At 64.3% G+C, this 22,826-nt stretch carries 23 protein-coding genes; 14 read left to right on the top strand and 9 right to left on the bottom strand.

What is annotated here, in order from left to right; all coding sequences use genetic code 11:
• Positions 1-295: 295 nt before the first annotated feature.
• Positions 296-604, top strand: a complete 309-nt coding sequence (locus tag AQ611_RS21220; protein WP_069235956.1) for a hypothetical protein — start codon at positions 296-298, stop codon at positions 602-604.
• Between the two features lie 34 nt (positions 605-638).
• Positions 639-830: a DUF3562 domain-containing protein gene (locus AQ611_RS21215; RefSeq protein WP_069236442.1), complete on the top strand. Its 192-nt coding sequence runs from the start codon at positions 639-641 to the stop codon at positions 828-830.
• Between the two features lie 305 nt (positions 831-1,135).
• On the opposite strand, the gene fnr is transcribed toward AQ611_RS21215, so the two are convergent.
• The 5 genes from fnr to AQ611_RS21190 all read right to left on the bottom strand — a co-directional run bounded on the left by fnr (position 1,136) and on the right by AQ611_RS21190 (position 6,075).
• Positions 1,136-1,855: a fumarate/nitrate reduction transcriptional regulator Fnr gene (fnr, locus tag AQ611_RS21210; protein WP_231936092.1), complete on the bottom strand. Its 720-nt coding sequence runs from the start codon at positions 1,853-1,855 to the stop codon at positions 1,136-1,138.
• A 61-nt stretch (positions 1,856-1,916) separates the two neighbouring features.
• Positions 1,917-2,327 carry a response regulator gene (locus AQ611_RS21205; RefSeq protein WP_069235955.1) on the bottom strand — a complete coding sequence of 137 codons (411 nt, stop codon included), beginning with the start codon at positions 2,325-2,327 and terminating at the stop codon, positions 1,917-1,919.
• A 467-nt stretch (positions 2,328-2,794) separates the two neighbouring features.
• Positions 2,795-4,057: a right-handed parallel beta-helix repeat-containing protein gene (locus AQ611_RS21200; RefSeq protein WP_069235954.1), complete on the bottom strand. Its 1,263-nt coding sequence runs from the start codon at positions 4,055-4,057 to the stop codon at positions 2,795-2,797.
• A gap of 303 nt (positions 4,058-4,360) precedes the next feature.
• Entirely contained in the window at positions 4,361-5,479 is a 1,119-nt protein-coding gene (locus AQ611_RS21195) for an alpha/beta fold hydrolase (RefSeq protein ID WP_069235953.1), read from the bottom strand.
• A 308-nt stretch (positions 5,480-5,787) separates the two neighbouring features.
• Positions 5,788-6,075 carry a hypothetical protein gene (locus AQ611_RS21190; protein WP_143757267.1) on the bottom strand — a complete coding sequence of 96 codons (288 nt, stop codon included), beginning with the start codon at positions 6,073-6,075 and terminating at the stop codon, positions 5,788-5,790.
• A gap of 140 nt (positions 6,076-6,215) precedes the next feature.
• Here AQ611_RS21190 and atpG point away from each other — a divergent pair, with 140 nt between their 5' ends.
• Complete coding sequence (gene atpG / locus AQ611_RS21185) at positions 6,216-7,076, top strand: ATP synthase F1 subunit gamma (RefSeq protein WP_069235951.1); 861 nt, start codon at positions 6,216-6,218, stop codon at positions 7,074-7,076.
• An 11-nt stretch (positions 7,077-7,087) separates the two neighbouring features.
• Entirely contained in the window at positions 7,088-7,546 is a 459-nt protein-coding gene (gene atpC, locus AQ611_RS21180) for an ATP synthase F1 subunit epsilon (RefSeq protein WP_059519655.1), read from the top strand.
• Positions 7,547-7,663: 117 nt separating this feature from the next.
• Here the strand turns inward: atpC and AQ611_RS21175 are convergent, their stop codons facing one another.
• A complete protein-coding gene (locus tag AQ611_RS21175; RefSeq protein WP_069235950.1) occupies positions 7,664-8,311 on the bottom strand; it encodes a response regulator in 648 nt (215 codons plus the stop codon).
• On the bottom strand, positions 8,308-10,395 hold the full coding sequence (locus tag AQ611_RS21170) for a PAS domain S-box protein (RefSeq protein WP_069235949.1): 2,088 nt from the start codon (positions 10,393-10,395) through the stop codon (positions 8,308-8,310). Before AQ611_RS21170 ends, AQ611_RS21175 begins: the two co-directional genes overlap by 4 nt.
• 474 nt (positions 10,396-10,869) lie before the next feature.
• Between AQ611_RS21170 and AQ611_RS21165 the strand changes: the two genes are divergently transcribed.
• Positions 10,870-11,910 (top strand): zinc-dependent alcohol dehydrogenase family protein, encoded by a 1,041-nt coding sequence (locus AQ611_RS21165; RefSeq protein ID WP_069235948.1) that lies wholly within the window; start codon positions 10,870-10,872, stop codon positions 11,908-11,910.
• A gap of 533 nt (positions 11,911-12,443) precedes the next feature.
• Here AQ611_RS21165 and AQ611_RS25860 read toward each other — a convergent pair.
• On the bottom strand, positions 12,444-12,731 hold the full coding sequence (locus AQ611_RS25860) for a hypothetical protein (protein ID WP_125910498.1): 288 nt from the start codon (positions 12,729-12,731) through the stop codon (positions 12,444-12,446).
• A 437-nt stretch (positions 12,732-13,168) separates the two neighbouring features.
• Positions 13,169-13,912: an SDR family oxidoreductase gene (locus AQ611_RS21155; RefSeq protein WP_069235946.1), complete on the bottom strand. Its 744-nt coding sequence runs from the start codon at positions 13,910-13,912 to the stop codon at positions 13,169-13,171.
• A gap of 123 nt (positions 13,913-14,035) precedes the next feature.
• On the opposite strand from AQ611_RS21155, the gene AQ611_RS21150 reads away from it, so the two are divergent.
• The 9 genes from AQ611_RS21150 to AQ611_RS21110 all read left to right on the top strand — a co-directional run bounded on the left by AQ611_RS21150 (position 14,036) and on the right by AQ611_RS21110 (position 22,817).
• Entirely contained in the window at positions 14,036-14,929 is an 894-nt protein-coding gene (locus AQ611_RS21150) for a LysR family transcriptional regulator (RefSeq protein WP_059519650.1), read from the top strand.
• Between the two features lie 61 nt (positions 14,930-14,990).
• Complete coding sequence (locus tag AQ611_RS21145; RefSeq protein WP_059519649.1) at positions 14,991-15,605, top strand: TetR/AcrR family transcriptional regulator; 615 nt, start codon at positions 14,991-14,993, stop codon at positions 15,603-15,605.
• 102 nt (positions 15,606-15,707) lie between these two features.
• Positions 15,708-16,865, top strand: a complete 1,158-nt coding sequence (locus AQ611_RS21140; protein WP_059519648.1) for an iron-containing alcohol dehydrogenase — start codon at positions 15,708-15,710, stop codon at positions 16,863-16,865.
• Positions 16,866-16,912: 47 nt separating this feature from the next.
• Positions 16,913-17,950 (top strand): NADP-dependent oxidoreductase, encoded by a 1,038-nt coding sequence (locus AQ611_RS21135; protein WP_059519647.1) that lies wholly within the window; start codon positions 16,913-16,915, stop codon positions 17,948-17,950.
• 73 nt (positions 17,951-18,023) lie between these two features.
• Positions 18,024-18,734 carry a type 1 glutamine amidotransferase domain-containing protein gene (locus AQ611_RS21130; protein WP_059519646.1) on the top strand — a complete coding sequence of 237 codons (711 nt, stop codon included), beginning with the start codon at positions 18,024-18,026 and terminating at the stop codon, positions 18,732-18,734.
• Positions 18,718-19,554 (top strand): nitroreductase family protein, encoded by an 837-nt coding sequence (locus AQ611_RS21125; protein WP_102720200.1) that lies wholly within the window; start codon positions 18,718-18,720, stop codon positions 19,552-19,554. The genes AQ611_RS21130 and AQ611_RS21125 overlap by 17 nt, the downstream gene beginning before the upstream one ends.
• A gap of 55 nt (positions 19,555-19,609) precedes the next feature.
• Positions 19,610-19,912 carry a putative quinol monooxygenase gene (locus tag AQ611_RS21120; protein WP_069235944.1) on the top strand — a complete coding sequence of 101 codons (303 nt, stop codon included), beginning with the start codon at positions 19,610-19,612 and terminating at the stop codon, positions 19,910-19,912.
• 213 nt (positions 19,913-20,125) lie between these two features.
• Positions 20,126-20,581 carry a (2Fe-2S)-binding protein gene (locus AQ611_RS21115; RefSeq protein ID WP_059519643.1) on the top strand — a complete coding sequence of 152 codons (456 nt, stop codon included), beginning with the start codon at positions 20,126-20,128 and terminating at the stop codon, positions 20,579-20,581.
• A 1-nt stretch (position 20,582) separates the two neighbouring features.
• Positions 20,583-22,817 (top strand): xanthine dehydrogenase family protein molybdopterin-binding subunit, encoded by a 2,235-nt coding sequence (locus AQ611_RS21110; RefSeq protein WP_059519642.1) that lies wholly within the window; start codon positions 20,583-20,585, stop codon positions 22,815-22,817.
• The last annotated feature ends 9 nt before the right edge of the window (positions 22,818-22,826 follow it).

Below are 22,826 nucleotides of genomic sequence, written 5' to 3'. Positions count from 1 at the left end.
GCACGGCGAGCAACGCATCCCGTTACTGTTCATTTTTTATTCGACATGGCAGACGGCGAAGCGCCGGCACACGGTCGCCAGGATACCGGCGTCGAAGCGCCCGATCGACGGCCGGAATCATTCGAATAGCACGCTCGCGCTGCGGCCTGCGATGCCGCTTGATGCACGTCAACGCGCGAACGGCAGCCATCCGGATCATATGAACCGGGGTTGAAATCAGGACGGCTTTGCATGGGGTTTGGCGTGTCGCGGCGGTAAGCCGGGCGGGCTCGAGGTGCGATGGGAGGAGAGTTTGATGGGCGTCGGCATGCAAATCGCCTATTTCGGTTTCGCCGGATCAGCGCGGATCGAAGCCGAAGCCAGCGTGCAGCTCATGCGGCTCGGCCGCTTCGACGGCAAGATCGCGAACTGTCTGCTTGTGGTCGAGGCGCTGCATGAATCCGATGGCCGCACACTGTATGACGCGCGGCTCGATTTGCTCGCCCGCGATCGTGAGTCGATGCCGAACATGCGCTGCACGCACGCCAATGCGCTCGTCGCGATCCGGCATGCGTTCGATGTTGCGGAAGCGCTGCTCTTGCGTGCGCGGCTCGATGAATCTTGACGCAGAGCGTCGGTACAGGCGGAAGGAGAGCGTGATGCGTGACGAAGGGTTGATCGAGTTGCTGCGTGAGGCGGCCGCAGACACGTCGATTCCAGATGAAGCGCTACAGCGCTGGTTGGACGATGAAGTCGCGCGGCTCGAAGAGGGGGCGTTGATTCACGATTACGTGCGCGTGTTCGCGATACGGCGCTTGCGCGAGCGGCTGGCCGCCGTGCGCAAGCGTTGAGCCGTGCGCGCTGCGCACGGCGATGCCACCGGGCAATGTGCGCACGTAAAGCGTGGATTACCTACGCGATGGCGTGTGGGTGAAGCGTGTGGCTTCATAGCGACTGAGCACCACGTCGATGCGGCGTTCTTCGTGCCGGCAGCGAACTGCCAAGTGCTACAGATGCCGGTGCGCATTTGCGGTCGCTGCCACCAGCCGTTGGCGAAAACGCAAGTGCGGGGCCGGCAGCGGGACGTCGGCCGCGTGGCCGCGCTACCGTTGCGTTGCGCATCGCACGGCGCGGCCTGTGTCAATGCCTGCCGCGCTCAGATGCGTTGCAGCCCGTCGAGATCGACGATGCGAATCCGTTTGCCACGCGTGGCGACGAGGCCGTCGCGCTGAAACTTCGACAGCATCCGGCTGACAGTTTCGAGCTTCATGCCCAGATAGCAGCCGATTTCCTCGCGCGTCATCCGCAAATTGAACTCGGCCGGCGAATAGCCGCGCGCCTCGAAGCGTGCCGACAGATTCAGCAAGAACGCGGCGATCCGCTGCTCGGCCGTCATCGTACCGAGCAGCGCCATCAGGCTCGATTCACGAACGATTTCGCCGCTCATCAGTTGGTAGACGTGGTGCTGCATCGGCTTTACGTCGCGGCATACCTGCTCGAGCTGCGCGAACGGAATGATGCAGACCGTGCTGTCCTCCAGCGCGCGCGCGTCGGTGTTGTGGCGTCCCGTGTGCAGTCCGTCGAGCCCGAGAGATTCGCCCGCGATCTGGAAGCCGGTCACGTGTTCGCGGCCGTCGCGATGCGTGAGTACGGTTTTGAACGAACCGGTGCGCACCGCGTAGATGCTTTGAAACGGGTCACCGGACCGGTACAGCGTATCGCCGCGCTTGACTTGCCGAGTCGTGCAAATCAGCGCGTCGAGCTGGGCGAAATCGGCGGGCGTCAGATTCGGCGGCATGCAGACTGCGCGCAGCGCGCACGATGAACAGCGCACCGTGCTGCGCTTGGGCTGATTCGCGCGCATCGATGCCGGCATCGGCGAAATGGGATGGATCGGGATAGCGGTTAGGGCGTGGTTCAGCATGATCTGCTCCGGTTTATTGGCTCATATCCGATCGGCGTTGGTGCGCGATCGCTTCGATCGTTTTGCATGCAGCGTCAAACTCGACGGTCTTGTCGAAGAAAAAATCCGCGCCGGCCGCGCGGGATGCCGCGCGGAATGCCGGCCCCGACAAATTCGTCAGCACCACCGTCACGACTCTCGGAACCCGGCGCGACAGCGCCGCGATGAGTTCGAGGCCGTTGCCGTCGGCAAGACGAAGGTCGATGATCGCGATGTCCGGCTGGCACGCGGACAACCCCGCCAGCGCCGCAGCCAAATCCTCCGCTTCTCCGACCACGGCAATGCCGGCCAATGCGCCGAGCCGCGCGGCGATCCGGCAGCGCACCGGCTTGGCGTCGTCGACGAGATATACGCTTACGGGTGCCGGCGTGGGTCTGACATTCATGGGCGTCAGTATCGTCTGCCCAGCGCGCGGGGAAAATCGGCGCCGCTTGAAGTTTGAGTAGGCGCGGCGGAAGTGTTGTAGGGGGATTCCTACAACGATGCGGCGTTGCGTCGCGTTGCCACCGTCAGGCCCCGCAATGGGCCGAGGGTTGGGATGCCGCCGGCTTGCTTCGACGCTGGTTGTCGCGCGCGGCGGGTACGGTCGCGGGGGAGGGTGACGCGCAAGCGGCCGCCATGCGTTTCCGTTCGGCAACAGGGCGCGACGCCGATCTCATTGATGCGCCCCGCTGCCGGCGCGCGCCGATTCGGATAAATGCGGGCAGGCGCGTGGCCGGGCCGTGCGGGTTCCAGGCGGTCGCGCGAACCGGCGCGGCAGCGGGCCGTATGAGAAACAGACCGACGCCGGGCGTGGCAAGAGCGATGAAGCGGCGCCGCAGTCTTGAGTTCCGCTGGCGCCGCAGGTTGTCGTCAGCGCTTCGCTACCGACGCCGTCGACGCTTGCCGCAAATATTCGCGGACTATCGGCATGCGCGAGACGTTTGCGCCCGTCACGCTGATCGAGCCTGTCGTCGAGCAGCCGGGCGGCGGAGGCAGCGGATTGCCGTCGAGCGTGTTCGCCTGGCAGATGAGCTGGCTTGCCGAGCAGCCAGCCGCCTGCAACAGCGCGATCGGCGTATCGTTGATCGACGCGAACGCATTGCCGGACACGTTGACGTCGCAGACGTTGCCGAGCGTGCGCAGGCCCTGATAGTGGGTGCGGGAGACGCGGTTGCCCGTCACGGACACGCGCGTGACCTTGCCGCTCGGCCAGGTGTTGAGCTCGATTCCGCCCATGTATGCCGGATCGCGCGGGTTGTTCGGATTGGGCAGCTCGATGTTGGATACGTCGTTGTTCGACACGACGACGTTCGTCGAATTGTAGGTATTCCAGCTATCCTCCTGCGCAACGAGGATGCCCGCCGCCTTCTCGACGTTCTGCACCGTGTTGCCGGTGATCGTCACGTCCGCGCCGCCGACCACGGTCGCGCCGCGCCCCCAGTAGTTGCCGAGCAGCTTGTTGTTCTGGATCAGCACGTTGCTGCACATCTTGCCGTCGGGGATATAGCTGACGACGGCGACCATGTCGTCGCCCGTGTTCTTCACCGTGTTGTCACGCACGAGCACGTTGCGCGAGCCGTGGGTGGTATGGATACCGTCGGCGAGCGTGTCCTGCACCGTGTTGCCGACGACCGCGACATCCGCGCCGCTGAACACGAAGATGCCCGCGCTCGCGCCGCCGCGAATCGTCACGTCGAGCACCTGGATGCCGGAGCCCTCCACATCGACTTTCGTCGAGCTGGGTGTCGCCAGCCGTGTCGTTCCGGTGCCGACCAGCGTCACGCCGACGAGCGTCGAATTCTGGCCGCGCATTTCGATCGTCTGATCGGCGTCGTTGGTCGCGATGAGCGTCGCGCCGTAGCCCGACACCACCGCTTGCAGAGTCTTTACCACCAGCGAGCGGCCGACGACGTACTGCCCCGGTGCGAACACAAGGCGCTGGCCGGCTTGCAGCGAGTCGAGCGCGCGCTGGATCGTGTCGGCCTGATCGGTGTTGTCGCCCGTCGGATGAAGCGTGACGTCGGGGAGTGCTGCCGCGAGCGGTGCGGGTGCGGCGGGCTGGGCGGCTTGGCCGGCCGCGGCAACGGACAGTGCGGCGACGAGTGCGGCAAGAGCGGGAAGCGATCGAGTCATGGTGAACCTTTCTTGGTGGAATTTTTCGTTAGCCTCACGCTAAGCTTTCGAAAGGATCGGCGTCGGTGTGTTAGCCAACACTGTGTGCCGTGTCGAATCCAAATATCGATGCGAGGTCTGTGATCGCATGTGCCGTATGGCACGGGAGAAACGCCGCTGCCTGATCGACGCGCGATGCGCGTGCGGCTTTGCGTGCGCATCCGCCGGTGTGTGAAGCCAGCGATCGGCTCGTGGCGCGCGTCGCGATGTGGGATCGCTGATGTCCGGCTAGCTTATCCGGTCGCGCGCCGCCGCCACCTATCGCTAGGTTCGCGCCGACAGCCATTCGGCAATGCGCGGCCATGTGTTTCGCAACGTGCGTGAGCCCATGAAGAGGCCGATATGGCCGCCGGGTACGAGCTGGCTCGTCACATCGGACGCGGGTGTGCCGAGATATTGGCGCGCATCGAGCACCTGCTCCGGCGTCGTGATGTCGTCGTCTTTGCCGGCAAGCAGATAGACCGGGCACGTAATGGTCGTCAGATCGAGCGTGCGGCCTAGCGCGACGAATGTCCCCTTCGCGAGCCGGTTTTCCTTGAAGAGCTGCACGATCGCCTGCAGATACCAGCGCCCGGGCAGATCCACGGGATTCTCGTACCAACTCGCGAATGCCTCCGCACGGCGCACGTAGGTCGGATCGTCGATGTGCTCGTACATGTCGATGAGATTGCCGACATAATGCTGTTCCGGATGCATATTCTTCCAGCCGCGCAGCATCATGCGGCCGCGCATCAGTCCGCCGCCGGTTCGCACGAGTTCTTCGTAAAACGATGTCGGATACGCGTGCGCCATGCGCTTGATCGGGCCGTCGCCGGCGTCGGTATCGATCGGTGAGCCGGCGAGCACGACGCTTGCCACCTTGTGCGGAAACCGCGCGGCATACATCGCGCACAGCCAGCCGCCCTGACATAGCCCGACGAGGTTGACGCGGCCGCCGATCTCGTCGACGCACACGTTCAGTTCCGCGAGATATTGATCGATCTCCAGATCCTTCATGTCCTCCGTCGCGCTATGCCAATCCGTCAGATACAGGCGCGTCACGCCATGAGTGCGCAGCGTCTCCATTAAGCTCTGGCCGGGCTGATAGTCGGCGATCATCGCGCTGTGGCCGGCGTATGGCGCGTCGACGATCGTTGGCAGCCCGGCGGCCGGCGCGACTGAATAATCGCGAAACGTCATCGTGCGCAGCGCGAGCAGCGGTTGGTTCGGCGACGCGAGCGACGGCCGCAGCTCGAAATGCAGCTTTTCCTCTTCGGCGAGGAAGTGCATGTAGCGGGCCGTCCAGCTATTGCCGGCTTCGATGAAGGTGGCGGCGGCGGCGAGCGGCCAGAAGATCGGCAGCGCGGGAGGGGCGACAGGCGGGGCGTTCGAGGGATGGTTCATGTGGGCGTCGGCGGTCCGATTGAAACTGGTCAAATACCGCTCGGCCAGCGCTGGCTGGGAACGGCGGCGCGGGGCAGTGTGGCGGGGAGGGCGCGAATGCGCTCGCGCCCCCGGCGGCGAGTCGACGCAATAAGAAAACGGCAATGCCGATAGGCGGCGCGTAACGATGTGTTGTTGCATCGACGCGTGGCGCTGCCTCGAGGCCGAACTCGGCAGCGCGCGAACCGCGCGTTGCGCACAGCGTGTGTGCGGTGCCGGGCATGGCGTGCGCTCGCATGGTCGAGCGAGGCTCCGCCGTCGGCCGCCATTCAGCGGGCGGCGCGCGCCGGCGCTACGGATGCCGCGGGCGCGGGCGTTGCCGCACGCTCGGCAATGCGGTCCATCAGCTTCGCACAGAGATAAACGAGTAGCGCGCCCGCGGCAGCGCCGTGTAGGTCGCCTGACATCGTCGACAGGCTGGTCAGCCGATCGAGCCCGGTGACGACGGCGGCCGTCGCGAGCCAGAGCACGAGCGCATCGACTGGGCGGTCGTGGCGCAAAGGGTGCGCAAACGGTGCGGGCCGTGGAGCGCGGGCGGAACGACGCAAGGTTCGCATGACTGCCTCCTGAATGAAGTAACGCGACAAGTTGAATCGATTGTGGGCGAATCGGCAGGCAACCTGATGATCTGTATCAAATGCCGAAATGCGGGCGCGGATAGTCTTGGTTTTGTCATATCGATACCGGCTTGAAGAACATGCATATCCGAGAAATTCGTTCGAAGATCGACAGCACGCAGTCGACACGCAAGATCACACGTGCAATGGAAATGATGGCGCGCACCCGGATGGCCAGCGCGCAGCGGCGCGCGCGCGAGTTTCGTCCATACGCGGCGCGCGTGACGGCGATCGCCCAGCGGATGTTGCGCGATCGGCCCGATTACACGTCGGTGCTGATGAGGCGGCGCGAGCCGGTGCGTCGCGCGGGCTTGATCGTCGTCAGCACCGATCGCGGCCTGTGCGGGCCGCTCAACACGCGGCTGCTCGTCGCGTGTGCCGATACGCTCGACGCATGGCAGCGTAAGAACATACAGAGCGAGCTGAGCGTGATCGGCGCGCGCGGTGCGGCGCCGCTCGCCCGGCATGGCGCAAACGTTGTCGCGCGCACCGCCAATCTCGGCGGCGAACGGCAATTCGATGCGGTGCTCGGCGCGCTGCTGGTGCCGCTGACCGCGTTCATCGACGGCGAGCTGGACGAGGTGTGGATTGCCTATAACCGGTTGACGAGTGCGCTGTCCTACGAGCCTCGAATCGAACGGATCTTGCCGGTCGACGGCATCGAACCGCTCGGTAGCGAGCCGCTTGCGCCATACCTGTACGAACCGGCGCCGAAGCCGGTGGTGGATACGATCCTGTTACGGTACGTCGAAGCGCGCTTTTACCAGGCGGTGGTCGAGAACGGCGCATGCGAGCAATGCGCGCGGATGTTCAGCATGCAGGCCGCGACGCGCAACGCCGACCAGATGCTGCGCGATCTGCGGCATCTGTACCAGAAGACGCGGCAGGCACGGATCACGACGGAACTGTGCGAGATCGTGGCCGGCGCCGCGGCGATTTGACGGAGCGCGCGATGCCGTTATCGTTGCGAGTCGATGTCCTGAGCATCGACGCCGTGCTCTATGCGGGTGAAGCGCGCATGGCCATCGTGCCGGGCGACAGCGGCGAGCTGGGTATTTATCCGCGGCATGCGCCGCTTTTCACGCGGATCCGGCCCGGCGTCGTCACGATCGTCGATGCGCGCACGGGCAAGCCGCTGCGTTTGCTGGTCGCGGGCGGCGTGCTCGAGGTGGCGCGCGAGGGCGTCACGCTGATTGCCGATCATGCGTTGCGCACGCCCGAGCTGGATGCGATGCGTGCGGGCGCGGCGCGCCGCGCGGCCGACGAGTGGCGCCGGCGCTATGCGCAAGAAGTCCGGCGGCCGTTCGATGTGGCGGCGGCGAAGACGGAATTGATCGACGAGATTCGCCGGTTTTTCGCCCTTGCGATGCATCGTGAGACGGCGCGCGACGGCGTGGATGCGCCGAGGTAGCGGCGTGGGCGCCGGCGGCCGATGCCGGCTTGGGCGCGCCGATTCGGCGCAGCACATGACGGGCCCGCCGTTTCGGCGCGGCGCGCTCATGCGCCCGAAGCCGGTTCGCTGCCGCCGTTACAACTCGTCGGGATCGTCGAACAGATGATGGCGCATCGCATAGCGCACGAGCGCGGCCTCGTGCGGCATCTGCATCTTTTCGAGAATGCGGGTCTTGTAGGTGCTGACCGTCTTCGTGCTCACGCAAAGCGTTTGTGCGATCTCGGAAATCGTCTCGCCGGCGGCGATCCGGCGGAACACGTCGAACTCGCGATCCGACAGGCGGTGGTGCGGCAGGGTGTCGGCGGGCTCGTTCAGGCTCTGCGCGAATTGCTCGGCCATCGTGATGCTGACGTAGACGCCGCCGGCCGCGATCTTCGTTACCGCGCCCACCAGCTCGGCGCTCGCGCTTTCCTTCGTCATGTAGCCGGACGCGCCCGCGCGGAATGCGCGCACTGCGTACTGCTGCTCCGCGTGCATGGTCAGCACGAGGATGCGCAGCGCGGGCTTTTCGTCCTTGATCTGTTTGATCAGCTCGATACCGTGGCGGCCCGGCATCGACAGATCGAGCACGAGCACCTGCGCGTCGGCGTCGCGCACGAGCGCGATCGTCGATGCGCCGTCCCACGCTTCGCCGGCCACTTCGAAGCCGCTCGCGTTTTGCAGGATATGGCGCAGGCCGTCGCGTACCAGCGTGTGGTCGTCGGCGATGAGTACCTTGATCATGAAAGCGACTCGGATTGTTGGATTGCGTGCAGCGGCAACGCGACCGTGATCGTGAAGCCTTGCCCGGGCTTGCTGTCGATCGTCACCGTGCCATCGAGCATGTGCGCGCGCTCGCGGATGCCGATCAGGCCAAACGACTGGCCTTCGCGGGTGCCGCCACGGGCGCCCTGGCCGTTGTCGGCGATGCGCAGCACGCAGTGGCCGCCGTCGATTTTCAATGCCAACGCCACCTGCGTTGCGTCTGCGTGCCGCGCGACGTTGGTCAGCGCTTCCTGGACGATACGGAACAGCGTCGTCGCGCCGGCGTTCGTCAACGCGATATCGGCGAGCGCGATGCGCCGCTCGACTTCGATGCCGTAACGATTCGTGAAGTCGGTCGCGAGCCATTCGATCGCGGGAACGAGGCCGAGATCGTCGAGCATGACCGGGCGCAGATCCGCCGCGATGCGCCGCACCGACGCGACGGTCGAATCGATCAGCCGGTGCATGCCGCGCAACTGGCCGCGCACATCGGCGCCCGGCTGGCCGGATGCGGGCGGCGCGCTTTGCGTATCGGCGGCAGTGCCGGCGCTGCCGAGCGCCAATTCGACGGCCGACAGATCCATTTTCAGCGCGGTGAGCTGCTGACCGAGATCGTCGTGCAGCTCGCGCGCGATCCGGGTCTTTTCCTCTTCGCGGACGTTCTGCAAGTTCGCCGACAGCCTGCGCAGTTCCTCGCGCGATTGCTTGAGCGCATTGTCCGCGCGCACGCGTTCGGTGACGTCGCGCAGCATCACCGTGTAGAGCTTGCCGGAACCGTCGCGAATCTGCGAGATGGACGCCTCGATCGGAAACTCCTCGCCGTTGCCGCGCAGCCCGAACAACACGCGCTGACGCCCCATCTGCCGGTCGGATACGCCAGTGACGCCGAATTGCTCGACATGCTTCGCATGCGCGGCGCGAAAGCGCTCGGGGATGAAGCGCGACAGCGGCGCGCCGATCGCATCCATTGCCGATACGCCGAAGACGCGCTCGGCCGCCGGATTGAAAATCACGATCGTCTGCGTTTCGTCGATCGTGATGATCGCCTCCATCGACGAGCGGATGATGCCCATCATCCGCGCTTCGTCGAGCGTGCCGTCCGGCCGCTGCGCCGGCGCGGCCGAACGCCGGCGTGCGAGCCGGTACGCGATGACGGCGGCAGCCGCCGATGCGGCGAACCCGGCGGCGAGCGCGGCGATCGCGTTCGACGGCAGCGTGGTGTTGTCCGCCGCAGCGTATGCCAGCGACAACGTTTCGCCGCCGAACGTCAGCGTATCGGTCTTGCGCCACGTCGCGCCGCCGTCGCGCGGTACGACGGACGGCGATCCCGTCGCATAGATCAGCGCGGCAGGATTGCCCGCCGCGATCTGCAACTCGATGCCGGCGCTGTTCGCGAATTCCAGGAAACGGCGCGGATCGAGTGTCGCATAGACGAATCCGGCCGTCGCTGCGCGGCGTTCGTGGGCGGTTGCATCGACGTTGCGGCTGCCGTTCGCATCACGGTGCGCACCGCCGCTCGCATAGACCGGCACGTAGAGCGTGAACGCCCGCCGGTTGTGCATGCCGCCAGCGTCATGTGGCACGGGGCGGGCGGCGAGCGCGAGCTGGCCGGTGTCGGTGGCGCGTTGCAATGCGTCGCGCGTCGCCGCATCGTCGACGAGCGCGGCGAACGGCGCGGCGTCGCTGGTTTGGTGCGCGCGGGCGTCGAGCGTGCCTAGCGTGCGCACGGGTGATTGCAGATCGTCGAGTTCGAGCTGGCTGACGTAACGGCGCCACGCATCGTCCGACGGCGGGAACGATGCGGCGACGAAGCCGCGCGCGCTACGCAGCACGGCGGCCGCATCGTACAAATGCTGTTGCAGCGATGCAGTGACGTGATCGGCGCGCAGTGCGAAACGCTCGTGAGCAGCATCGCGTGCTTGCTCGTATGCGCGATGCGCGATCGCAATCGACGCGGCGGCGCCGAGCACGAAAGTCAGAACGGCGACCGACATCGCGCGCGTCCCCAAACGGGCGTTTCGCGATGCCGGCGCGAGGTTGGGGGAAGGCGCGCTAACGGTCATCAATGATCATGCCGGCCGGTTGGCCGATAGGTGTGGTGCGAAGGGTTGCCGCCATGCGACGCGGCGGCGCTGGAATTATTAGGCGAAATTGTGCGCGTTTTACGGGATTTCTCCAAATTCGAACTCCGATGGATCGCAGTCGTGCCGGGTTGATGACGATAGGAACGAATTGTCTCGGCACTTCGAATGCCGCGCGCACGCTGCCAAGCCAGCGCGCAATGACAGCGCACATGCGCGGGAGCCGCGCTCGAAACCGTGCCGCGTCGCCGCCTCTGGTGCGCATGCGGGATGGATGTCCTGCCACGCGCCGTCAGGCCAAGGTTTGCGGCGCGCTCGGCCGACGATGCGTGAGCTGCCGAACCGCCGGGCAGTTCGGCATGCATCGAACCGCTTGATTCAGGTCAACCGGCCCCGGCGAATGGCCTCGTACAGTGAAATGCCACGGGGATGCGCCCCATCGACGGAGGAACGGCAATGAAAGCATTGGTCTATCACGGTCCCGGTCGCAAATCGCTCGACGAGCGGCCGATGCCGGAGTTGCAATCGGCAACCGATGCGATCGTCCGCGTCACACACACGACGATTTGCGGCACCGATCTGCATATCCTGAAGGGCGACGTGCCCACTTGCGAGCCGGGGCGCGTGCTCGGGCATGAAGGCGTGGGCATCGTCACCACGGTCGGCGCGGCTGTCGATGCGCTGAAGCCGGGCGATCGCGTACTGATCTCCTGCATTTCGTCGTGCGGACGCTGCGCGAATTGCCGCCGTGGCCTCAATTCGCATTGCGAGACGGGCGGCTGGATTCTTGGCCATCGAATCGACGGCACGCAGGCCGAATACGTGCGGATCGCGCATGCGCAGACAAGCCTCTACCGGATTCCACCCGGCATGGACGACGAGGCGCTCGTGATGCTGTCCGATATCCTGCCCACCGGTTTCGAGTGCGGCGTGCTCAACGGCAAGGTGCAGCCGGGCTCGACGGTCGCGATCGTCGGCGCGGGGCCGATCGGGCTCGCGGCGCTGCTGACCGCGCAGTTTTATTCGCCTGCACAGATCGTGATGATCGATCTCGACCGCAACCGCTTGGAGATTGCGCGGCGTTTTGGCGCGAGCGCGTGCATCGACGGGCGTGCCAGCGATCCCGCCGCCGAAGTGATGAAGTTGACCGGCGGCGTCGGCGTCGATTGCGCGATTGAGGCGGTGGGCATTCCGGCAACGTTCGAGCTTTGTACGGAGATCGTCGCGCCGGGCGGCGTGGTCGCGAACGTCGGCGTGCATGGCGTCAAGGCTGATTTGCATCTCGAGAAGCTATGGGACCGCAATGTCACGATTACGACGCGGCTTGTCGATACGGTCAGCACGCCGATGCTGCTGAAGACCGTCGGCGCGGGGCGGCTGGACCCGAAACGGCTGATCACGCATCGCTTCGCGCTCGACGATATCGAGCAGGCTTACGACACGTTCAGCCGGGCGGCCGATACGCAAGCGCTAAAGGTGATCATCGAGATCGCATGACGGCGGCGGCCGCAAACCGGGCGCCGGCTCGCGGCCGCCTCGTTTCACCGGTCTTGTTGCCAATCGGGTTCGAGTCGACATGGTTCGGCGCATGGGTCGATGGCCGGGGCCCCGCGATCGAAAGATGTCGATCCAAAAATGACGATATGCGACACGCTATGCCGTTTTGTACGCCGGAACAGATCGGCCGCATGTGCGACGCGAGAACGGTTGCCTGAAAAACGATGAGCGCGAGTAAATATTCGGCTGGGCGGATCAACGTTGACGGCTCGCGTTGCCAGCCATCGATTTTGAACGCGATGCGGAAGCGGATGTGGCCGAAAGCCGCACGCTTGCGGCAGATGCGCGGACATGCAACTGCGGGCTCAACCGGCCGTTCGGCTCGGCAGAGCGGTGCGGCGGGCTTGGCGCTCGCGCATTGACGCGCTATCGCGCCCGTGTGCTGTTGCGTAGCTTGTTGCGTTCATTTGCGCGGCGGTGACGATCATGATCGTCGGATATCGGCCTGTGCGCCGGTTTTGCCGTATCGCGGCTTATTGCGCGAGCATGATTTCGGACAATGCCCAACCTGTTCTATACCACGCATAAACGCCCGCAAGCAGAAAGAACAGCAGCATGCCGGCGCAAAAATCGCCAGCCGCCCCAAATTGGCTCGATTGATCGTTTTGATGTTGCCGAATCGAATTTCTCAAATTCCGGAAACTCGAATTAGAACTCGGTTTGCAGAAAGACGATTCGTCCGCTCGCAGCCGCTCGGAATGCAGGGCGGATTTTCTGCCGGCAAGGACCGTTCCCCATTTGGGGCGGGCAGGTAATCGCATCAGGGCCTCTCAGTATTCTTGCCGCTGTCGGGCAATACCGTGCGCGGCTGAAGGAAATGTCGATCTCACGGGATTAATGATAATGCGAAATTTCTGACAGGAATGTGTAAGTTTATTATGAATTTATAGTGCATATATTTTTCCCGATATTCATTTTTGTCGCTACGGAATGAAGTGATCCGCGTAATCGCGCGTATAGCGGAAATGCACCTGGATGGAAAGCTTATTCTGAATGCGGCTATTCGGCCCGTATCGGGAAAGTGATCGATTCGCGATTCCGGCCGGGTAGATCGAGCCGTGTTGCCGATATGCCGAGCGATTGGATCGATCGAATGGCTGGTTAAGCTTTTAGCCGATGCGATTTGCCGTTATCGCGAAATCGATTGAGTCGGGAATGACGCGGCGCGGCGGCGTATCGATGCCGCCGCGCCGGCCGTTCATGCAATGCCGCCGTTCGCGCGCAGCACCTGTGCGTTCACCCATCCGCCGTCCGGGCCGCAGAGGAACGACACGACGGCCGCGATGTCATCCGGTTCGCCGAGGCGTTCCAGTGGCGGCATCTTCGCGTAGTGCTCGATCAACTCGGCCGATTTCCCGTCGAAAAACAACGGTGTCGCGACGGGTCCGGGCGCGACGGCGTTCACCGTGACGCCGCGTCCGCGCAACTCCTTCGCGAATACGCGCGTGAATGCTTCGACGGAGGCTTTCGTCGCGTTGTAGATCGCATAGCCGGGCAGGTTGAGCGCAAGCACGGTGGTCGAAAGGTTGACGATACGGCCACCGTCGTTGATACGCGCGGCCGCTTCGCGCAGCGTGTTGAACGTGCCGCGCACGTTGATCGCGAAGCTCTGCTCGAACGCAGCGTCGCTGAATTCGGCGATCGGCGCGGTGTGGAGGACGCCCGCGTTGTTCACGAGCACGTCGAGCTTGCCCAACTGCTGTTCGACAGCGTCGAACATGCGGCGCACATCGTCGGCTTGGCCGATATCGGCTTGCACGGCAAGCGCGTGCGAGCCGGCCTCCTTCAGTTCGGCGACGAGCGCCTGCGCTTGCTGCGCGTTCGCCGCGTAGTTGACGGCGATGGCGAAGCCGTCAGCCGCGAGGCGCCGTGCGATGGCAGCGCCGATGCCGCGCGACGCACCGGTGACGACAGCGACTTGAGCGTTCCTGACCTTGTTCATGATGAATGTCCTCAGAGGAGTAATCGGTGAGCGGAATCATCGGGCATTTCTTGGGATGGATAATCGGCGCCATATGGATATAATCATTCCATTTACATTAACAATTGACCCGGAATCGACGCGATGGACCGGTTTCAGGAAATGCAGGTTTTCGTGCGGATCGCGCAGCGGCAGAGTTTCAGCCGCGCGTCGGATGACTTGCAGATCCCGCGCGCCACCGTCACCAATCTGATGAAGCGGCTGGAACAGCGGCTGGGCGCGCGCCTGCTCGAGCGGACCACGCGTACCGTGCGCCTGACGCCCGATGGCGACGCGTACTATCAGCGTTGCGTCAGGCTGATCGCCGATCTGGAGGAGGCCGAAGGCGCGTTTCGGAACGCCACGCCGAAGGGGCTGTTGCGCGTGAATCTGCAAGGCACGCTCGCGCGTCATTTCGTCGTGCCGGCGTTGCCCGATTTCCTTGCGCGTTTTCCGCAGATCCGGCTGCACATCGGCGAGGACGACCGGCTGGTCGATCTCGTGCGTGAAGGCGTCGATTGCGTATTGCGCTCGGGGAATCTGCAGGATTCGTCGATGGTCGGACGACGGGTGGCGCAACTCGAGCAGGTGACCGTGGCGAGCCCCATCTATCTGGCGAAATATGGCGAGCCGATCGATCTCGCGGCGCTATCCGCGCATCGCGCGGTCGATTACGTGTCGAGCGCGACGGGCAAGCCGATGCCGCTTGAATTTACCGTCGGCGCGAGCGTGAACGCGATCCAGCTCGATGCGTCGATCGCCGTGACCGGCGCTGACCTGTACACCGGTGCGGCCGTCGCGGGGCTGGGAATCGTGCAGGTGCCGCGCTACCGGATCGCCGGCGAACTGGCGGCGGGCAAGCTGAAGATTCTGCTGAGCGACTACCCGCCGCCGCCGATGCCCGTCACGGTGCTTTATGCGCAAAATCGTCAACTGTCTTCGCGTGTGCGGGCCTTCGCTTCATGGCTGCGCGACTGCTTTGCCACCGCCGCCGTCTAGTGCCCGCCATACGCGCCGGATCTCTAGACGACTGGTCTAATTACTGTTAACATCCGGACCCATGAACTCATCTTCGGGCGCGGAAGTTCGCCAACACATCCTGAACGTCGCGAAGCCGATCATGCTCCACAAGGGTTTTTCGGCGGTCGGATTGAACGAGATTCTCGCTGCGGCGGGCATCCCGAAGGGATCGTTTTATCATTACTTCGGATCGAAGGAAGCGTTCGGCGAGGCGTTGCTCGAATCCTATTTCGAAGGTTATGCCGAGCACCTCGACCATGTGCTGTTCCGCCAGCCGGGCACGGGCGCCGAGCGCTTGATGGGCTACTGGAGCAGTTGGCTGCACGCGCAATGCACCGACGATCCGCAGGGCAAATGCCTGGCTGTGAAACTGGGGGCGGAGGTGTCGGATTTATCCGAGGCGATGCGCGCCGTGTTGAAGCGCGGCACGTCGCAAATCATTGAGCGCTTGGCGCATGGCGTGCGAATCGGGCTCGAGGACGGCTCGCTCACGGGTATCGACGATCCGTATCGGACGGCCGCGGCGCTCTATGAATTGTGGCTGGGCGCGACGCTGCTCGAAAAGGTGCACCGCGATCGCAAATCGCTCGAAATAGCGATGGCGCAGACATTGTTAATGTTGAATCTGCCGGCGTCGTTTCGCGAATCGGCATGAAGGTCGATCTGGATCTGACGGTGGAAAAGGAAAAGGCGCGCTTGGACGCGCCTTCTTTTGACTGGTGATCTAGACGACTGGTCTACTATTGATGAGGTAAAAATGCATCATTTTGATTTTTATAACCCGACGCGAATCGTTTTCGGCGAAAAGACGATCGAGCGCCTGAGCGACCTGGTGCCTGCGGCGGCGCGCGTGCTGGTGTTGTACGGCGGCGAGAGTGCGCGCAAGACCGGAACGCTCGACGAAGTCAGAGCGGCACTCGGTGCGCGTGACGTGCACGAGTTCGGCGGAATCGAGCCGAATCCGACCTACGAGACCTTGATGAAAGCGGTTGAGTTGGTTCGACGCGAGAAGATCGATTTCCTGCTTGCGGTCGGTGGCGGATCGGTGATCGACGGCACCAAGTTCGTCGCTGCCGCCGCGCTGTTCGACGGCGAGCCTTGGCACATCCTCGAGGCGCGCGGCGCGAACATCACCGCGGCGCTGCCGTTCGGCAGCGTACTCACGTTGCCCGCGACAGGCTCGGAAATGAACAATGCGGCGGTCATCACGCGCCAGGCGACGCAAGCGAAGCTGGCGTTTCGTCATTCGCTTGTGTTTCCGCGATTCTCGATTCTCGATCCGCTCAAGACTTACACGCTGCCGCCGCGGCAGATTGCGAACGGCGTCGTCGATGCATTCACGCATATCGTCGAACAGTATCTGACGTATCCTGCACAGGGTTTCGTGCAGGATCGCTTTGCCGAAGGTCTGCTGCAAACGCTGATCGAAATCGGCCCGAAAGCGCTCGACAGGCCGCACGACTATGTGATTCGCGCGAACCTGATGTGGGTCGCGACGCTCGCGCTCAACGGCCTGATCGGCGCCGGCGTGCCGCAGGACTGGGCCACGCATATGGTTGGCCACGAACTGACCGCGCGCTACGGGATCGATCATGCCCGCACGCTTGCGATCGTTCTGCCGTCGATGCTGCAGGTCCGGCGCGCCAGCAAGCGCGGCAAGCTGCTTCAATACGCCGAGCGCGTATGGCAAATCACGGACGGCCCGGAAGAGGCGCGCATCGACGAAGCAATTCGCCGCACGCGCGCATTTTTCGAGAGCCTCGACGTGAAGACGCGCCTTGCCGACTACGGCATCGGCGCAGACGCGATCGACGGCCTGATCGCGCAACTGGACGCGCACGGCATGACGCAGCTTGGCGAACACAAGGACGTGACGCTTGACGTGAGCCGCCGCGTGCTCGAAGCAAGTCTTTGATTCCGGACGAACCTTCATTCATGACATCGATACCGACGGAGGGACTTATGTCGCAGAGCCAAACCACGAATCGCAGGATCATTTTGAACTCGCGTCCGCACGGCGCGCCCTCTCTGGAGAACTTCCGCCTCGAGACGGCGCCGGTGCCGACGCCGGCGCAAGGGCAGGTGCTGATACGCACGGTCTGGCTGTCGCTCGATCCGTATATGCGCGGCCGGATGAATGATGCGCCGTCGTATGCGGCGCCCGCCGAACTCGGTGAACCGATGGTCGGCGGAACGGTGGGCCGGATCGTGTCGTCGACGCTGCCGGCCTTTCGCGAAGGAGATTTCGTGCTCTCGGCGAGCGGTTGGCAGGATTTCGCGCTGTCCGACGGCTCGGGGCTGATGCCGCTTGGCTCGATCGCGCATCCGTCGTATGCGCTCAGCGTGCTCGGCATGCCCGGCTTCACCGCCTATTGGGGACTGCTGAAAATCGGCGAGCCGAAGGCGGGGGAAACGGTCGTCGTCGCGGCGGCGAGCGGCGCGGTCGGCTCCGTCGTCGGACAGATCGCGAAGTTGAAGGGTTGTCGCGTCGTCGGCGTGGCGGGCGGCACGGACAAGTGCCGCTACGTGACGGACACGCTTGGCTTTGACGCGTGCGTCGATCACCGAGATTCCGATTTCGCGCACAAACTTGCCCAGGCGTGCCCGAAGGGGATCGACGTGTATTTCGAGAACGTTGGCGGTCCGGTATTCGATGCGGTACTGCCGCTGCTCAACGTCGGCGCGCGCGTGCCGGTGTGCGGCATGATCGCGCATTACAACGACAGTGAGTTGCCGCCGGGGCCGAATCGTCTGCCGAAGCTGGTGGGAAGCCTGTTGACGAAGCGCATCAAGATGCAGGGTTTCATCATCTCCGATCACTATGCCGAAGGATATGCGGCATTCCTGAAGGAAATGGGCGAATGGGTCGCGCAGGGCAATGTGAAGGTGCGAGAGGATGTCGTCGACGGACTCGAGCAGGCGCCGCAGGCTTTCATCGGGCTGCTCGAGGGGAAGAATTTCGGCAAGCTGATCGTGCGCGTGGGGCCCGACGCGCTTTGATCCGACCTGTCGTGCCCGCCGCGCGTCGAGTCGGCCGCGGCGGATGCCGAATCGTCATTTCAGGGAATTCATCATGAAAGTTTTAGTGGTTCTAACCTCTCACGATCAGCTTGGCGACACCGGGGAAAAGACCGGCTTTTGGCTTGAAGAGCTGGCCGCGCCTTATTACGCGCTAAAGGATGCGGGCGTCGAATTGACGCTCGCGTCGGTCAATGGCGGGCAGCCGCCGCTCGATCCGAAGAGCAATGACGCCGCGTTTCAGACAGATGCGACGCGCCGCTTCGACGCCGACGCGCACGCCAAGGCCGCGCTGGCAGCCACGCTCAAGCTGTCCGACGTGTCGGCCGACGACTACGACGCATTGTTTTATCCAGGCGGGCACGGCCCGCTCTGGGATCTGGCCGAGAACGCGCATTCGATTGCGCTGATCGAGCGCGCGATCGCCGCGGGCAAGCCGGTGGCCGCGGTCTGCCATGCGCCGGCGGTATTCCGTCATACGAAGGCGGCCGACGGCGGCCCGCTCGTCAGCGGCAAGAAGGTGACCGGCTTCACGAACACCGAAGAGCAGGCGGTGGGTTTGACCGGCGTTGTGCCGTTCCTGGTCGAAGACATGCTGAAGGCGAACGGCGGCCGCTATTCGCGGGCCGACGATTGGCAGCCCTATGCGGTGACGGACGGCTTGTTGATCACCGGTCAGAATCCGGCGTCGTCCGAGCTCGTCGCACATGCGTTGCTCGATCAATTGAAATCGAATCGGGATGGAATACATGCAGGCGAACAATGACACGTCGGTTGGCCCGTTGTGGCATGCGCGTTACCGGGAAAGCGCCGCCGACAGCGGGCACGTGGCGTCGAACGAAGTCGTGCGCAATTTGCTGAATCATCGGTCGGTCCGTGCGTATTTGCCCGACGCCGTACCGGAATCGATGCTGGCCGCCGCGATCGCGGCGGCGCAATCGGCATCGACGTCGTCGAATCTGCAGGCTTGGAGCGTGATTGCGATTACGGATCGGGCGCGCAAGGCGCGGCTTGCGGCGCTGGCCGGCAACCAGCGGCATATCGAGACAGCCCCGTTGTATCTCGCGTGGGTGCTCGACTTGTCGCGCTTGCGGCGCGCGGGCGAATCACAGCGTCAGCCGACGGATGGCCTCGATTATTTGGAAACCTTCGTGGTGGGTGCCGTCGACACCGCGCTCGCCGCGCAAAACGCCGCGGCGGCGTTCGAGTCGTTCGGTCTCGGGCTGGTTTATATCGGCGGGATGCGCAATCATCCGGAAGCCGTCGCACGCGAGCTTGCGCTGCCCGCGCAGAGCGTCGTGCTGTTTGGCATGTGCGTGGGATTTCCCGATCCAGACCATTTGCCGGCGGTGAAGCCGCGTTTGCCACAGGCGGCCGTGCTGCATCGCGAACAGTACAATGCGTCGGCCGAACACGAATCGATCGATGCGTATGACAAGCGTGTGTCCGAGTATCTGCAGGAGCGAGGCGGCAATGCGGGTTCGTGGCGCGAGGCGGCCGTTGCGCGCATCGGTTCGGCCGGCGCGCTGAGCGGCCGGGACCGATTGCGCGAGGCGCTTTCGGCATTGGCGTTCAAGCTGCTTTGACGCGCACGGCAGCGCGAGAATCGAATTGCAGTCCGAATTCAAAAAAGGAACGAGTATGACTATCTATGTGTTTGCCAGCGTGATTCCGAAGCCTGAGCATGCCGATGCTGTCGATGCGCATTTGCGCCAGCTTGTCGCGGCGACTCGCGCGGAGCCGGGCAATCTCCGCTACGACTTGTTTCGCCAGACCGACGGCGCGCCGGGCTTTCATCTGTTCGAGGCGTATGTCGACGAGGCCGCGCTGGACGCGCATCGCGCGAGCGCCCATTACAACGCGTATCGCGCGAACGCGGCCGAGTGGTTTGCGCAGCCGCCCGTCGTGAAGGTGCTGACGGCGGTCGATGCGGTTCAGCAATAAATCGTTGGTATAAGAACGAGAACGAGAACGGTGGATGCGGTGCAGGCCGTGTCCGTTGCGGCGCGTGGATTGCATTGCCGTGGTTCGCGCATCGATTCCGCATGGCGGCCGGGCGTTGCGCGGCCGTGCGCATACGCGATTCGCCTGCATCCGCACCCGACGATAGCCCGTCCGGTAGCCCACCATACCTAGCCGGTCATTCCTGGAGAGAGCATGATCAGTTTGAACATCAACGGCACGACTCAAACGGTCGACGCCCCCGCCGATATGCCACTGCTTTGGGTGCTGCGCGATCTAGTCGGCTTGACCGGCACGAAGTTCGGTTGCGGTATTGCGCAGTGCGGTGCGTGCACCGTGCATCTCGACGGCGTTGCGGTGCGTTCTTGCGTGCTGCCGGTCGCGGCGGTCGGCGACAAGAAGATCACGACGATCGAGGCGGTCGGCGCGACGCCTGCCGGACAGAAGATCCAGCAGGCATGGCGCGAACTCGACGTCGTGCAATGCGGGTATTGCCAGTCCGGCCAGGTGATGGCGGCGGCCGCGCTGATCGCGTCGAACCCGCATCCGGGCGACGCCGACATCGATGCGGCGATGGCGGGCAACATCTGCCGCTGCGGCACCTATAACCGGATTCGCGCGGCGATCAAGCATGCCGCCAAGGAGGCCTGACATGTCGCGCGGACTGATCGAAGCGGGCCACGCTGATGCCGTATCGGCAGCGGGCGAAGGCGTGTCGCGCCGCACGTTCCTGAAATTCGGCATCACGCTTGGTGCAGCAGCGGGAGGCGGCCTGCTGCTCGGTTTCAGCATGCCGGCGGCGGGCGGCGATGCGCGGCGCTCAGTGATCGGTGGTGATGCCGCCGAGCCGGCGCAGCCGGGCGTGTTTGCGCCGAATGCATTCGTGCAGATCGATCGCGCCGGCAAGATCACGCTCGTGATGCCGAAAGTCGAGATGGGGCAGGGCGTATACACGTCGCTTCCGATGCTGATCGCCGAGGAGTTGGAGGCGCCGCTGTCGAGCGTCACACTCGATCACGCGCCGCCGAACGAGAAGCTGTTTCTCGATCCGTTGCTCGGCGGCCAGCTCACCGGCGGCTCGACGTCGGTTCGTTACGCCTGGGAGCCGTTGCGTCGTGCGGGCGCGACTGCGCGCACGTTGCTCGTGGCGGCCGCTGCGCAGCAATGGAAGGTCGACCCCGCCTCGTGTCGCGCGCAGGACGGCGAGGTGCTGCATCCGGCGAGCGGGCGGCGCGCGTCATATGGACAGCTCGCGGATGCGGCGGCGAAGCTGCCGGTGCCGAAAGACGTGGTTTTGAAGAAATCCGAGGACTTCAAACTGATCGGCAAACCGGTCAAGCGGCTCGATTCTCCGGAGAAAGTCGACGGCAGCGCGCAGTTCGGTCTCGATGTGCGTCTGCCGGGCATGCTGTATGCGGTGATCGTCAACAGTCCGGTGTTTGGCGGCACGCTCGCGCATGTGGATGACAGCGCGGCGCGCAAAGTGCCGGGCGTGCGGCAGATCGTCATTGCGGACAATGCGGTCGCGGTGGTCGCGGACCATACCTGGGCGGCCAAACGTGGCGCTGCCGCGCTGAATGTTCAGTGGAACGAAGGAGCGGGAGCGCGCGTATCGATGCAGGACATCGTGGCGGATCTCGCTCGCGCAGCCGGGGGCAACGGGGCCGTCGCGCGCAAGGAAGGCGATGTCGAGCGTGCGTTCAAGGATGCAAAGACGCGCGTCGAGGCTGTCTATGAGCAGCCGTTTCTCGCGCACGCGACGATGGAGCCTGTCAATTGCACGGTGCACGTCCGACCGGACGGCTGCGACGTGTGGGTGGGCACGCAGGTGCCGACGCGTGCGCGCGATGCGGCGGCGCACGTGAGTGGCTTGCCGGCCGACAAGATCAAGGTGCACAACCATCTTCTCGGCGGCGGCTTTGGCCGCCGGCTCGAGATCGATATGGTCTCGCAGGCCGTCAAGATCGCCAAGCAGGTGAACGCACCAGTGAAGGTCGTTTGGACTCGCGAAGAGGATATCCGGCACGATATGTACAGGCCGTATTACTACGACCGGATTTCCGCGGGACTCGACGCGAACGGCAAGCCGATCGCATGGCAGCACCGGATCGTCGGCTCGTCGATCATCGCGCGCTTTGCGCCGCCCGCGTTCAAGGATGGCGTCGATCCGGACGCGGTCGAGGTGGCCGCCGATTTGCCGTATGACTTGCCGAATCAATTGATCGACTACGTCCGGCAGGAGCCGCGCCACGTGCCCACAGCGTTTTGGCGCGGTGTCGGGCCGACGCGCGGTACGTTCGTCGTCGAGAGCTTTATCGACGAACTCGCCGCGCAGGCCAAGACAGACCCGGTTGCTTACCGGCGCGCGTTGCTCGGCAAGAGTCCGCGCGCGCTCAACGTGCTCGACGTTGCCGCGAAGGCGGCCGGCTGGGGCGAGACGCTGCCCAAGGGGCAAGGGCGCGGCGTATCGGTGATGCATGCGTTCGGCAGCTTCCTGTCGATGGTCGCGGATGTCGTGGTCGAAGATGGCGACGTGCGCGTGACGCGCGTCGTGTGCGCGGTCGATTGCGGGATGGTCGTGAACCCGGACACGATCGAGGCGCAGATTCAGGGCGGTGTCGTTTTCGGCATCACGGGCGTGTTGTATGGCGAGATCACGATCAAGGACGGCCGGGTCGAACAGGGGAATTTCACCGACTACCGGATGCTGCGAATCGATCAGACGCCACGGATCGACGTGCATATCGTCAAAAGCACCGAAGCGCCTGGAGGGATTGGCGAGCCGGGAACCGCGGCGCTGAGCGCCGCGGTTGCGAATGCGATCCATGCAGCGACTGGTAAGCGCTTGCGCAAGCTGCCGGTCGGCAATCAGCTCAAAACCGCCTGACGATGGGGA

The sequence above is a fragment of the Burkholderia singularis genome, from assembly GCF_001718875.1.
Taxonomy (GTDB): domain Bacteria; phylum Pseudomonadota; class Gammaproteobacteria; order Burkholderiales; family Burkholderiaceae; genus Burkholderia; species Burkholderia singularis.
Note: the sequence above shows the minus strand (reverse complement) of the source record. Positions and strands in the feature narration are given on the sequence as shown.